The organism is Marinobacter sp. S0848L, assembly GCF_023016065.1.
In the GTDB taxonomy this organism is placed as follows: domain Bacteria; phylum Pseudomonadota; class Gammaproteobacteria; order Pseudomonadales; family Oleiphilaceae; genus Marinobacter.
Map to the genome: position 1 here is coordinate 324,590 of NZ_JALKAQ010000002.1, position 12,514 is coordinate 337,103.

At 54.4% G+C, this 12,514-nt stretch carries 10 protein-coding genes; 8 read left to right on the forward strand and 2 right to left on the reverse strand.

Annotated features, from left to right (window positions below; genetic code table 11):
• The first annotated feature begins 6 nt into the window (after nucleotides 1-6).
• The 6 genes from MWU64_RS04610 to cobA all read left to right on the forward strand — a co-directional run bounded on the left by MWU64_RS04610 (nucleotide 7) and on the right by cobA (nucleotide 8,061).
• Nucleotides 7-1,230, forward strand: coding sequence for an O-succinylhomoserine sulfhydrylase (locus MWU64_RS04610; protein ID WP_247061745.1), 1,224 nt, complete (start codon nucleotides 7-9; stop codon nucleotides 1,228-1,230).
• A gap of 23 nt (nucleotides 1,231-1,253) precedes the next feature.
• Entirely contained in the window at nucleotides 1,254-3,836 is a 2,583-nt protein-coding gene (locus MWU64_RS04615) for a DNA translocase FtsK (protein WP_247061755.1), read from the forward strand.
• Between the two features lie 37 nt (nucleotides 3,837-3,873).
• Entirely contained in the window at nucleotides 3,874-4,494 is a 621-nt protein-coding gene (gene lolA / locus MWU64_RS04620; RefSeq protein WP_247062066.1) for an outer membrane lipoprotein chaperone LolA, read from the forward strand.
• Nucleotides 4,494-5,828: a replication-associated recombination protein A gene (locus tag MWU64_RS04625; protein WP_247061757.1), complete on the forward strand. Its 1,335-nt coding sequence runs from the start codon at nucleotides 4,494-4,496 to the stop codon at nucleotides 5,826-5,828. Before lolA ends, MWU64_RS04625 begins: the two co-directional genes overlap by 1 nt.
• Before the next feature lie 113 nt (nucleotides 5,829-5,941).
• Entirely contained in the window at nucleotides 5,942-7,216 is a 1,275-nt protein-coding gene (gene serS / locus MWU64_RS04630; RefSeq protein WP_247061759.1) for a serine--tRNA ligase, read from the forward strand.
• Nucleotides 7,213-8,061 carry a uroporphyrinogen-III C-methyltransferase gene (gene cobA, locus MWU64_RS04635; protein ID WP_247061762.1) on the forward strand — a complete coding sequence of 283 codons (849 nt, stop codon included), beginning with the start codon at nucleotides 7,213-7,215 and terminating at the stop codon, nucleotides 8,059-8,061. Before serS ends, cobA begins: the two co-directional genes overlap by 4 nt.
• Before the next feature lie 57 nt (nucleotides 8,062-8,118).
• On the opposite strand, the gene MWU64_RS04640 is transcribed toward cobA, so the two are convergent.
• A complete protein-coding gene (locus MWU64_RS04640) occupies nucleotides 8,119-9,192 on the reverse strand; it encodes a 3-deoxy-7-phosphoheptulonate synthase (RefSeq protein ID WP_247061764.1) in 1,074 nt (357 codons plus the stop codon).
• A 178-nt stretch (nucleotides 9,193-9,370) separates the two neighbouring features.
• Here MWU64_RS04640 and MWU64_RS04645 point away from each other — a divergent pair, with 178 nt between their 5' ends.
• Both MWU64_RS04645 and MWU64_RS04650 read left to right on the forward strand, forming a co-directional pair.
• Complete coding sequence (locus tag MWU64_RS04645; protein ID WP_247061766.1) at nucleotides 9,371-11,209, forward strand: DUF1631 family protein; 1,839 nt, start codon at nucleotides 9,371-9,373, stop codon at nucleotides 11,207-11,209.
• The gene (locus MWU64_RS04650; RefSeq protein WP_247061768.1) at nucleotides 11,209-11,622 is read left to right on the forward strand and encodes a PilZ domain-containing protein; all 414 of its coding nucleotides are present in this window, start codon (nucleotides 11,209-11,211) and stop codon (nucleotides 11,620-11,622) included. The genes MWU64_RS04645 and MWU64_RS04650 overlap by 1 nt, the downstream gene beginning before the upstream one ends.
• A 53-nt stretch (nucleotides 11,623-11,675) precedes the next feature.
• Here the strand turns inward: MWU64_RS04650 and MWU64_RS04655 are convergent, their stop codons facing one another.
• The gene (locus MWU64_RS04655) at nucleotides 11,676-12,461 is read right to left on the reverse strand and encodes an enoyl-ACP reductase (RefSeq protein ID WP_247061776.1); all 786 of its coding nucleotides are present in this window, start codon (nucleotides 12,459-12,461) and stop codon (nucleotides 11,676-11,678) included.
• Nucleotides 12,462-12,514: the final 53 nt, after the last annotated feature.

A 12,514-nucleotide genomic window follows, 5' to 3' on the forward strand; every position in this document is an offset into this window, starting at 1 on the left:
AATGCCATGAGCCACACGCGTGAAGAACACCTCTGGATTCCCGAGTCCGACCTCGAAGGGATGTCCGTAGATACGCTGTCGGTGAGGGCAGGGCAGATTCGTACGGGGCAGTTGGAGCACAGCGACGCAATTTTTCCCACCTCGAGCTTTGTTTATGGCAGCGCGGCGCAGGCCGCGGCGCGGTTTGGCGGAGAAGAAGCGGGCAATATCTACTCACGCTTCACCAACCCGACCGTTCAGGCGTTTGAAGGGCGTATTGCCGCCATGGAAGGCGGTGAGAAAGCGGTTGCCACGGCTTCAGGTATGGCGGCAATTCTCAGCACCTGTATGTCGCTATTGAAAACAGGCGATCACGTGGTCTGTTCACGAGGTGTGTTCGGAACCACGAACGTGTTGTTTCAGAAGTACATGGCCCGGTTTGGCGTCGAAACCACCTTTGTTGGTCTTACCGATATGGATGAGTGGCAGGCTGCCGTTCGTCCGGAAACCCGGATGCTGTTTATTGAAACACCGTCCAACCCGTTATGCGAAGTGGCGGATGTAAGGGCTCTGGCCAGCTTGGCTCACGATAACGATGCGTTGCTGGTGGTTGATAACTGCTTCTGCACGCCGATTCTCCAGCGGCCTCTGGATTTGGGTGCGGATTTGGTTATTCATTCTGCAACCAAGTATCTTGATGGTCAGGGGCGCTGCGTTGGTGGTGTGGTCGTTGGGCCGGCCAAATATCTGGATGAGGTTTATGGCTTCATTCGCTCTGCTGGCCCTACGATGAGCCCGTTCAATGCCTGGGTCTTCCAGAAAGGGCTCGAAACCTTACCGATTCGTATGCGAGCTCACTGCGACAATGCGTTAGAGTTGGCTAAGTGGTTGGAAACACAGCCCTCTGTTGAAAAAGTATTCTATGCAGGGCTCGAAAGCCATCCTCAGCATGCGTTGGCTAAACAACAGCAGAGCGGATTTGGTGGCATGGTGTCCTTTGCGCTCAAGGGCGGAAGAGAACAAGCGTGGCAGTTTATCGACGGCACGCGGATGATCTCCATTACCGCCAATCTGGGGGATGTGAAAACCACGATCACCCACCCGGCAACGACAACGCATGGGCGATTGGCACCTGAAGATAAAGCAAAAGCAGGCATTACTGAAAATCTGATCCGGCTGTCAGTTGGCATTGAAGCCATTGACGACCTGAAAACCGATCTCGAAAGGGGTTTTCAGGCGCTGGAAGACTAAACTTACAGACGGTTTGAGTATTCATGGCGGAATCCGCTAAAGCGAAAAAATCTGTACCAACGGAACTCACAGAAAAACAAAAGCGCTTTCGCCTCTTGATGGCTCAAGGTGCCCGTGAGGGGGCTGTACTGGGCCTCATCGTGCTGTGCATCTACCTTGCAATGGCGCTTTTCACCTTTAGCCACTCAGACCCCGGCTGGGCCAGTATTGGCCATGAAACCAATGTAGAAAACTACGCCGGCCGCACCGGAGCCTGGCTCGCCAGCCTGTTAATGGACTTTTTCGGGCATGTATCCTGGCTTTTCCCTGTCATGGTCGCCGGCTACGCCTTCATGCTCATTCGGTTGCGGCACCAGCCGCTTGATCTGCACTGGCCATTGTTCATGGTCCGTTTTGGCGGATTCATCCTCATTCTGCTGTCTGCCACGAGTTTGCTGTCTCTCTATTCCTTGTTTGGCTTGGGCATGTCTTCCGGTGGTGTCTTGGGCAAGGCTGTTTCCGAGTCGATGGTGCGTTTTTTCAACTTGCCAGCAACCACGCTCTTATTAATCGCTATTTTCCTGTTTGCGCTCACCGTAACAATCGGGCTTTCCTGGTTCCGGTTGATGGACAGGGTGGGCGGACTGACGCTGAAAGCAGCTTTGGCCGTGAGCGCTTTCTTCAAGACTCAAGCGTCCAAGCCGAAGCGTGGGGACAAGCCTCAGTCATCCGATCAGCCAGAACCACCTGTATTGAACGCCCGTGCCAAGGCGGAACCTGCCAACACAAAACCTGATGCTGCTTCCAAATTGCCTTGGTGGCGTCGCTTGTTTGCAAAGAAAAACAAAGCAAACACACCCACAACCGATCCTAAGCCGAGCAGGCCGCGTAAAGAGCCTGCACTGGAAGGCCGCCCGACAGCGGAGCCTGAGCCAACAGAGGTCGAGAGCTTCAGCTCCCGGGATGTTGAGCCGATTGCGCCCAAGCCAGCGGCCAAAAAAGCCGAGAAACCGCTAAGCCGGGCGCTGAAAATTGCGCCGTTCAAAAAAGAAGACCAAGGCGTTTCGGAATCGAAAAAAGGCAACAACAAACAAGGTTCGTTGCTGGAAGATATTGAGAGCCCGATTCCACCGATCACGCTGCTGGATCCGCCGGAAGAGCACAAAGAGAGCGGCTATTCCGAAGAATCCCTCGAGCATATGTCGCGTTTGCTGGAAGAGAAGCTGGCTGATTTCGGTGTTACGGTTGAAGTCGTTGAGGTGAACCCGGGCCCCGTTATTACCCGTTTCGAGATCAAACCTGCGGCGGGTGTGAAGGTCAGCAAAATCTCTAATTTGGCGAAAGACCTTGCCCGTTCGTTGGCGGTGCTCAGTGTTCGTGTAGTGGAAGTCATACCGGGTAAATCGGTAGTCGGTATAGAAATACCGAACGAAACCCGGGAAATCGTTCGGCTCAGTGAGGTGCTGGGCGCCCGTGTGTTTACCGACTCTTCGTCGCCGATCACCCTGGCGCTGGGTAACGACATCGGTGGCAATCCAATGGTCGCCAATCTGGCGAAAATGCCGCACTTGCTGGTTGCCGGTACGACCGGTTCCGGTAAGTCGGTCGGCGTGAACGCGATGTTGCTCAGCATGCTGCTCAAAGCCGGCCCGGAAGATGTTCGCTTCATTATGGTTGACCCGAAGATGCTCGAACTGAGCATCTACGACGGCATTCCGCATTTGTTGGCCCCTGTGGTGACCGACATGAAAGAAGCTGCCAATGCACTGCGTTGGTGTGTGGCGGAAATGGAGCGTCGCTATCGCCTTATGGCGAGTTTGGGTGTGCGTAATTTGGCGGGCTACAACAAAAAGGTAAAAGATGCCCGGGCGGAGGGTGAACCTCTGCTGGATCCACTCTGGAAACCGGATGATCATCTTGCGAATGATGAGCAGGAGCGCCCCGAGCTGGAAACCTTGCCGTTCATTGTTGTGGTGATCGACGAATTTGCCGACATGATGATGATTGTTGGCAAAAAAGTTGAAGAACTGATTGCGCGAATTGCCCAAAAAGCCCGGGCTGCCGGTATCCATCTGATCCTGGCGACGCAGCGTCCGTCGGTTGACGTTATTACCGGTTTGATCAAAGCCAACATACCGACCCGGATCTCGTTTCAGGTTTCCTCGAAAATCGACTCTAGAACCGTACTGGACCAGGGTGGGGCAGAGCAGCTCCTGGGGCACGGGGATATGTTGTATCTGCCGCCGGGTTCAGGTTTGCCTGTTCGAGTGCACGGTGCCTTTGTGGACGATGATGAAGTGCATCGGGTGGTCAGTGCGTGGAAGGCTCGGGGCGAGCCGGAATACGTTGACGATGTACTCAGTGGTGCCGAAGGAGAGCATCTGCCCGGTGTGCCCACGCTGACCGAAGGCGGTGGTGGTGACGAAGGCGATGCATTGTTTGATGAAGCCGTCGCTTTCGTGACGGAAAACCGCAGGGTGTCCATCTCCTCGGTTCAGCGTAAATTCAAAATTGGCTACAACCGCGCCGCCAACCTGGTGGATGCAATGGAAGCAGCGGGTGTGGTCAGTGCGGCGGGTCATAATGGCGCCAGAGAAGTTCTGGCACCGCCGCCCCCAAGAGACTAGGAGCGTTAGTATGAATCGATTTATGACTTCTTTGATCATGAGCCTGTTGCTTGTTTTTGCAGCGGGGTTTAGCCATGCCGAAGAGGCTTCCACCGGCGCAGCCGAACAGCTTTCATCAATCTTGCGTAGTTATGAAACCTATCAGGCTGACTTTATTCAGATCGTAGTAGGTGAAAACGGGGGCCGGGTACAAGAAACACGTGGCTCCCTGAAGGCCAAGAGGCCCGGATTGTTCTACTGGGAAACTGCAGCTCCGTTGTCGCAATTCATTGTGAGTGACGGCGAAACTGTTGAAGTTTATGACCCGGATCTTGAGCAAGTGACGATCCACAAGCTGGATGACCGTGTCCAGAGCACGCCTGCGCTGTTGCTCAGTGGTGAGGTCGATAATCTGGACGAAACCTATGAGGTTAGCCAGCGCAGAATCGGCGAGTCGACGCAAGAATTTACCCTGATTCCGAAAGGTGCTGACTCTTTGTTCGTTTCACTGCGTCTGAGCTTTTTCGACGGTGAATTGCAAGAAATGAGAATGGAAGATTCGCTGGCTCAAATCAGCATTCTCAGCTTTGATTCCATTAAACTGAACAAAGATGTTGATCAGAAAGCCTTCACGCTGGAGTACCCCGAGGAGGTTGACGTTATTCGGGACGGTGCTTAATGCAGGACAGCCTGTTTCAGCCAGAGGTCGGGTTTCAGCCTTTGGCCGCCAGAATGCGACCAACAACCCTTGCCGACTATGTCGGGCAAGCCCATCTGGTTGGTGAAGGTAAGCCGCTTCGCAAGGCTGTGGAGCAAGGTCAGCTGCATTCTATGATCCTGTGGGGGCCACCCGGCGTGGGCAAAACAACCTTTGCTCAACTGCTTGCGAATGTGGGTGAGTTAACGTTTGAAACCCTGTCGGCGGTGCTCAGCGGCGTAAAAGAAATACGCGAAGTGGTCGATCGCGCGAAACATCGAAAGCAGGCGCAAGGTCGCGATACCCTGCTTTTCGTGGATGAGGTTCACCGCTTCAACAAAAGCCAGCAAGATGCCTTCCTGCCTCATATCGAAGATGGCACCTTCATTTTTGTCGGGGCGACCACCGAAAACCCGTCGTTCGAACTCAACAGCGCTTTGCTGTCTCGCACCCGTGTTTACGTTCTCAAAAACCTCGAGTCTGACGATATTCTGACCCTGCTTCATCGTGCACTTTCGAGCGACGAAGGATTTGCTGGGGCTTTAAAGGTTGAGCCTTCGGTGCTCGATACCATGGCTTCGGCTTCCGGAGGCGATGCCCGGCGGGCACTCAACATCCTGGAAGTGGCCGCAGATCTGGCTGAGCCTGACGAAGAAGGCCATAGCCGAGTTCTGGCGTCTACGCTTGAGCAAGTACTGCAAACCAGCTTGCGCCGTTTTGATAAGGGTGGGGATGTTTTTTACGATCAGATTTCGGCGTTGCACAAGTCGATTCGGGGCTCCAGTTCGGATGGCGCACTTTACTGGCTGTGCCGAATGCTCGATGGCGGCTGTGACCCGCTTTACATCGCACGAAGGCTCGTTCGTATCGCCAGCGAAGATATAGGCAACGCTGACCCCAGAGCGCTGCAAATTGCTATGCAGGCTTGGGACGCTCAGGAACGCCTGGGTTCGCCGGAAGGCGAGTTGACGCTAGCCCAAGCCGCAACCTATCTGGCCATGGCGCCTAAAAGCAACGCCGTCTATACCGCCTTCAACCAGTGCATGGCCGATATCAAGAACGATCCGGACTACGATGTACCCGTGCATCTGCGCAACGCACCGACCAAACTGCTTAAGAGTATGGGGCATGGCGAAGAGTATCGGTATGCTCACGATGAGCCTGATGCCTATGCAGCAGGTGAGAACTATCTGCCCGAAGCCATCCATCAGCGCCGATATTATGAGCCGGTCATGCGGGGGTTGGAAATCAAGCTTGCGGAGAAGCGTCAGCGGTTGGATGCTCTCGATAAGCAAAGCACGGTCAAACGCTATTAGATTGCGCCGCCGGGATTTGCGTTGCTGTTCAGGTCAATGGTGGCCACCAAACTCACGGCGGGTATAATGTTCGCCTATTCACCCATTCGTTAACTGGATAATTCAGGAACACCATGCTCGATCCCAAACGTGTCCGTTCACAGACAGAAGAGATCGCCCGCCGGCTGGCCATTAAAAACTTTGAGCTCGATGTCGCTACTTTCGAGCAGCTGGAAGAGCGCCGCCGAGCCATTCAGGTTCGTACCGAGACCCTGCAGAGCGAGCAGAACAAACGTTCCAAGTCGATTGGTAAAGCCAAAGCTGCCGGTGAAGATATCAAGCCGCTGTTGGATGAGGTCGAGAGTTTAAAGCAGCAGCGCGGCGAAGCGGAAGATGAGCTACGTTCCGTGCAAGAGGCTTTGAACGCGTTTTTTGCCGGTATTCCGAACGTGCCAGACGAAGACGTGCCGCCTGGCAAAAGCGAAGACGACAACGTGGAAACCCGCGTTTGGGGTACGCCTAAAGAATTTGATTTTGAGCCGAAAGATCACGTTGCCTTGGGTGAAGCCATTAACGGGCTCGATTTTGAGAAAGCGACCCATCTCGCTCATTCCCGTTTTGCGGTTATGCGTGGTTCATTGGCTAGGCTGCATAGGGCGTTAGCTCAGTTTATGCTCGATCTGCACACCAGCGAGCACGGTTACACCGAAACTTATGTCCCTTACTTGGTGAACGGAAACGCCCTTTTCGGCACCGGCCAGTTGCCAAAGTTCGAAGAAGACCTGTTCCGCATGGAAGGCGACAATCCTTTGTACTTGATACCGACTGCGGAAGTACCGGTCACCAATCTGGTGGCTGACAGCATTCTGGAAGATTCAGAGTTGCCTCTGCGCATGGTGGCTCATACTCCTTGTTTCCGAAGTGAGGCAGGATCGTACGGCCGTGACGTGCGTGGCATGATCCGTCAGCACCAGTTCGACAAAGTCGAGTTGGTACAGGTGGTTCGCCCGGACGAGTCCAGTGCAGCTTTGGAGCAACTGACCGGTCACGCGGAAAAGGTTTTGCAGTTGTTGGAGTTGCCGTATCGCATGGTCACGCTGTGCGGTGGTGATATGGGCTTCTCTGCAGTTAAGACCTATGACCTTGAGGTGTGGCTGCCGGGCCAAGGCAAGTACCGTGAAATTTCCTCTTGCTCCAATACCCGGGATTTCCAGGCGCGCCGGATGCAGGCTCGCTGGCGTAATCCGGAAACCGGTAAGCCAGAGCCTGTGCATACACTGAACGGATCAGGCTTGGCGGTCGGCCGGGCCATGATTGCGGTTATGGAAAACTATCAGCAGGCCGACGGAAGCATTGTTGTGCCTGAGGTTTTAAAACCCTATATGGGAGGCGTTGAGCGCATCCAATGAGCCGACAAACCGAGGTGCCAGGGAAAGGTGTGAAGGTGGGAGCGGGCCCCGTCCGCTTCAAACCGAATCCGGTCACAGATAACCCGAACAATTCCGCCGGTGAGGTGGCTCTTGTGGGCGCGGGCCCGGGTGATCCAGAGCTTTTGACGCTCAAAGCGTGGCGATTGATTCAGGATGCAGAAGTCGTGCTGCACGACAGTCTGGTGTCGCCGGAGATTATGGCGCTCATCCCGGAACACGCTGAAAAGATTCATGTTGGAAAGCAGCGGGCAAACCATACGCTTCCTCAAGACCAGATCAATCAGCGTTTGGTTGATCTGGCGCGGGAAGGGTATCGGGTTGTGCGGTTAAAAGGGGGTGACCCTTTTATTTTCGGCCGTGGTGGCGAGGAAATTGAAACCTTGGCAGCGGCCGGCATTCGGTTCCAGGTTGTGCCGGGTATCACCGCGGCATCGGGCTGCGCTGCCTATTCGGGGATTCCGCTCACACATCGGGATCACGCCCAATCCGTTCGCTTTATTACTGGCCATCTGAAGAACGACACCTGCGACTTGCCATGGTCGGATTTTGTTCAGAACAACCAAACACTTGTATTTTACATGGGATTGGTTGGGCTACCGATCATCTGCCGTGAACTGATTGCCCACGGCATGGATTCGAGCATGCCGGTTGCCTTGGTATCAAAGGGCACAACGCCAGAGCAAGCGGTGGTGACGGGCACCCTGGACGCCATTGTCGAGGTGGTTAAAAGCAGTGGGGTGCAGGCTCCAACCATCGTAATCATTGGTCACGTGGTCAGTTTGAGAGGGAAGTTGGACTGGCTGGGGTGTGAGTCGATTAACTGATGGCTCGATCGGCCAAAAAAAGGCCCGGCGCCTAGACAGCGCCGGGCCTTTTTCGTTTTATTCGCCGCGCTTTGGCAACACATCCTTCAGCTTTTCGCGCATTTCACGAATTGCCTTTTCGGTTGTGTCCCAATCAATACAGGCGTCGGTGATCGATACACCGTATTTCAGGTCTTCGAGGTTGTCAGGAATGGACTGGTTGCCCCAGTTGATGTTGCTTTCTACCATCAGGCTCTGAATCGATTCATTGCCTTCGATAATCTGGCGCGTAACGTCCTGCATAACCAGTGGCTGGATGCCGGGGTCTTTGTTGGAGTTTGCGTGACTGCAATCCACCATAATGGATTGGCGCAGGTTGGCTTTTTCCAGCGCACGTTCGCACAAAGCAACATTCACCGAGTCGTAGTTGGGTTTGCCACCACCACCGCGCAGAACAACGTGGCCGTAGTTATTGCCTTTGGTGCGGATTATGGCCCCTCGACCTTGCTGATCAATACCCAAAAAGCTGTGTGGGTGTGAAACCGAGTTCATGGCATTCACCGCCACGTCCAGATTGCCGTCGGTGCCGTTTTTGAAGCCGATGGCCATCGACAGTCCGCTACTCATCTCACGGTGTGTCTGCGACTCGGTGGTACGTGCCCCAATCGCTGACCAGGCAATAGTGTCTTGCAGATACTGAGGAGAGATCGGGTCAAGCGCTTCGGTAGCCGCTGGCAGGCCCATTTCGTTGATGTCGAGCAGCAAGCGGCGGCCAATATGAAGCCCCTGTTCAATATCGAACGTGTCGTTCAGGTGCGGATCGTTAATGAGCCCTTTCCAGCCAACCGTGGTGCGGGGCTTTTCAAAATACACTCGCATCACGATAAGCAGTGTATCGCTGACCTCATCGGCCAGCTTTTTCAATCGGCTGGCATAATCTCTTGCTGCTTCGGGATCGTGGATAGAGCAGGGGCCGACCACGATAAATAGTCGTTTATCTTTGCCGTCCATGATGTCGTAAATAGCCTGACGGCCTGATGCAACCGTATCTGCAGCCTTATCCGACAATGGCAGCTCTGCTTTCAAGGCTTCAGGAGTGATGAGTTGTTCCTGGCTGGCCACGTTCAGGTTTTCAAGTTTCTTGCCCGACATCTTGTTGTAGTTCCCCGACTCAAATCGTTACGTCACCGAAACAAGACCGTGTTGCGTTGCCCGGTGATAGAAGATAAACACGAATGGCGCCGGTACACGGTTGCAGCAAACCCCGGCGAGTTGGTTATACTGCGTTATTTGAAGGTCCATTTCAACGATTCCAGACAACAGGCACCGGATGTCCTCTACGGCGAAGCAGCCACAAGCAGAACCAATTTCCCGCAAAACGGTTGCTGCCCGAATTAATCAGGTTCTCACCGGTATTCGTGTTCCGGACCTGCCATACCCTGCTGGCAATGCCTCGTCGGAAGCGCTGCCTGATTGGCGCCCGTTGCTTCTGTCTTGTTGGTCGGAGCAGCGGGACGAACGTGTCACTCATGTTTTGCGTTCAGTGCAGATCGCCTGGAGCATTCGGCAGGTGAACGCTGCATATTTGGCTGACCGCATTATGGATGTGTTCCTGAATACCAGCGGGCTTCACGCTTCATTGGTCAAACGTATCGCACGGCTCAGATTTTGGTTCGCTTGGCGTCTTGGTGAAGCGGGTGGTGAAGGTTTTCCTGTGGTGGTGCTGGATTGGCTTAACCATCTTCAGGAATGGCGTGGATGGAGCGACACCGGCGGTCGGTCGTCTCGGGTTTTGCTGGATTTGCTCGACAGCCTGGTGATCGCCGTAGCCGCGAGCTTTGAGCAGCAGTCCATTGAGCCGGTGGAAGACTATTGCCAACAGTGGCTCAACGACAGCCTGAAGCAGCGCGGCAAGGCTGATAAGCTTCGTCGACGCTTGTACGAAACCGAGCGCGGGCTGTCGCGCCAGCGTCACGCTGAGTACATATCGAAAGCACTGGTAGGACGAGCTCTGAAAGGGCGTCAGTTGCCAGCGGTTATTTCCAGCTTTGTACTTAACGATTGGCTATTGGTACTTAAACAAAGTGTGCTGAGCAGCGGCGAAGAAAGCGAGTTATGCCGTCACGCCAACAAAATTCTTGAATGGTTGGTGTGGGCGAGCGACCCCGCGTTGTCTGATCGCGACCGGAGCAAGCTTTATCGAGTGGGCGAACAGATTGGGGATTTGCTGCATGACGTTTGGCGCCGTGCCATGGAACAAGACATACCGGTGGCAAAAATTGAAGCGATCAATGCGGTTATCGTTGACCGGATAAAAGGTGAAACCATCGATCTGGAAGCGGCGTTACCCGCTAACGATAGCTTCTCCTACGACATTGAACGCCTTGACCGAAAGGCCGTAGCAGCCAGTGATGTTGAACCCTATCTCGAACACTGGTTCGTGCAAGGCGAGGGTGTCGATGAGCAACGGCGATTTTTCTTCACTCTGTTGCCGGACAGCCAGGAAATCGTTTGGACGAACGGCTCGGGTGTCAAGCTCGGTTTGCAGGATTGGACCGAATTCCAGCGAGAGCTCAAGGCGGGAACGCTGCGGTTGTTACCCGATCTGAAACCGTTCGGAGAGGTGTTGGCAGAAACCATACAACTGCTGGTGACTGTTTGCGATAAGCAGCAACAGCAACGAGAGCAGGCGGCAAGGGACGTGCGCGCAAGAGCTGAAGCTATCCGCCGCGAGAAAGAACAAGCAGAGCGCCTGGCGGCGGAACAAAAGGCAGCACATGAAGCTGAGCTGGAACAGCAGCGGGCAGAGGCCGAGCAGCAGCGGATTGCTGATGAAAAGCTGAAACGGGACAGGTTGGCCCGGGAAGCGGAAGCTGAAGCAAGCCGAAAAGTTGATCAGCTTGGGCTAGAAGGCTGGATTGTTATCGAACCTGAGGGGGAAAGTGGTGCGCCTTTGCGACTAAAACTCGCCGTTAAAATCGCAGCGACGGGGAAGTTTGTATTTGTTGACCGTTTGGGGCTGAACCGTCACCAGTTCATGAGGGGCGAATTGGTGGCAGGTATCGTCGCTGGCACCATCAAAATTCTCGGTGGTGGTGCCGCTTTTGACGACACGCTCAGCCGTGTCGTTGGCCGAATTCGGGGTGGCCGTAACGAAGGGGGGCTGTGATGGACAAAGATTACCGCTTTGGTCAGGAATCCTCTGTTCCTGATGGCACCGAAAAACGCGGAGATTACCGGTTATCCGCTCGGGCTACCGTTCGGCTGCATACCGAATCCGCCGAGCCGCTTGAGCTTAGTGGTAAGTTGCTCGAGGGGTCTGTGCAAACGTGCGAGGTTCGGGATCTGTCCGCAAACGGGATGAGCCTGGTCACCAACGAGGTGCTACGCACAGGCTCGTTGCTTACCGCTGAAGTCCTTCTGTCGGGGCAACACCAATCTTTAAAGCTGATGGTTGAGGTGGTTTGGCAGAAAGCGGAGGGAGCCCGTTATCTCAATGGTGTGCGGGTTGTTGATTCGGACGAAACAGATTATTTGCACTGGCTTGAAGCCGTTGCGGATGCTTTTTCCCGATCAGAATGAACAAAGCCGGCATAAGCCGGCTTTGTTCATAATGGATGGTCTGTGAAGAGTGTTTAGTCTTCCAGTTCGCCCATGCCGGTGATGTTGAAACCACCGTCAACGTACATAATCTCACCGGTAATACCGGATGCCAGGTCTGAACACATGAACGCAGCGGCATTACCCACTTCTTCAGTGGTCACGTTGCGGCGCAACGGAGCGCGTTTGGCATTTTCTGCCAGCATTCGGCGGAAGCTCTTAATACCCGAAGCGGCCAGAGTCTTGATCGGGCCTGCTGAAATACCGTTCACACGGATGCCTTCTTTGCCCAGGCTGGCGGCCATGTACCGCACGTTGGCTTCCAGAGAGGCTTTGGCAAGGCCCATTACGTTGTAGTTTTGCAGTACCTTTTCTGCGCCCAGATAGCTCAGAGTCAGCAGGCTGCTGCCTTCGTGCATCATCTTGCGAGCACCTTTCGCCAAAGCGACGAAGCTGTAAGAGCTGATGTCGTGGGCGATGCGGAATCCGTCACGGGTAGTCACATCAACGTAGTTACCATCCAGCTCATGACCGGGCGCGAAGCCAACGGCGTGGATGATGATGTCGATGTTGTCCCAGTGTTTGCCCAGCTCGGTGAACACGTTCTCGATTTCTTCATCGCTGGCAACGTCGCAGGGGATAGTGATTTTGCTTCCCCATTGTTCAGCAAACTTCTCGACGCGGGACTGAAGTTTTTCATTCTGATACGTGAACGCCAGTTCTGCGCCTTCGCGAGCGAAAGCTTCGGCAATGCCGTAAGCGATGGAATGTTTACTGGCAACACCAACAATCAGTGCTTTCTTACCACTGAGAATACCCATGGGTATCAACTCCCTATGTTCCTTGATTTTGGCGCATTATCCCCGACACGAGT

What these genes read in the sequence shown, in the direction of transcription:
- MWU64_RS04610 (WP_247061745.1), top strand. Translation starts at nt 7, where the DNA reads ATGAGCCACACGCGTGAAGAACACCTCTGGATTCCCGAGTCCGACCTC.
- MWU64_RS04615 (WP_247061755.1), top strand. Translation starts at nt 1,254, where the DNA reads ATGGCGGAATCCGCTAAAGCGAAAAAATCTGTACCAACGGAACTCACA.
- lolA (WP_247062066.1), top strand. Translation starts at nt 3,874, where the DNA reads ATGAGCCTGTTGCTTGTTTTTGCAGCGGGGTTTAGCCATGCCGAAGAG.
- MWU64_RS04625 (WP_247061757.1), top strand. Translation starts at nt 4,494, where the DNA reads ATGCAGGACAGCCTGTTTCAGCCAGAGGTCGGGTTTCAGCCTTTGGCC.
- serS (WP_247061759.1), top strand. Translation starts at nt 5,942, where the DNA reads ATGCTCGATCCCAAACGTGTCCGTTCACAGACAGAAGAGATCGCCCGC.
- cobA (WP_247061762.1), top strand. Translation starts at nt 7,213, where the DNA reads ATGAGCCGACAAACCGAGGTGCCAGGGAAAGGTGTGAAGGTGGGAGCG.
- MWU64_RS04640 (WP_247061764.1), bottom strand. Translation starts at nt 9,192, where the DNA reads ATGTCGGGCAAGAAACTTGAAAACCTGAACGTGGCCAGCCAGGAACAA.
- MWU64_RS04645 (WP_247061766.1), top strand. Translation starts at nt 9,371, where the DNA reads ATGTCCTCTACGGCGAAGCAGCCACAAGCAGAACCAATTTCCCGCAAA.
- MWU64_RS04650 (WP_247061768.1), top strand. Translation starts at nt 11,209, where the DNA reads ATGGACAAAGATTACCGCTTTGGTCAGGAATCCTCTGTTCCTGATGGC.
- MWU64_RS04655 (WP_247061776.1), bottom strand. Translation starts at nt 12,461, where the DNA reads ATGGGTATTCTCAGTGGTAAGAAAGCACTGATTGTTGGTGTTGCCAGT.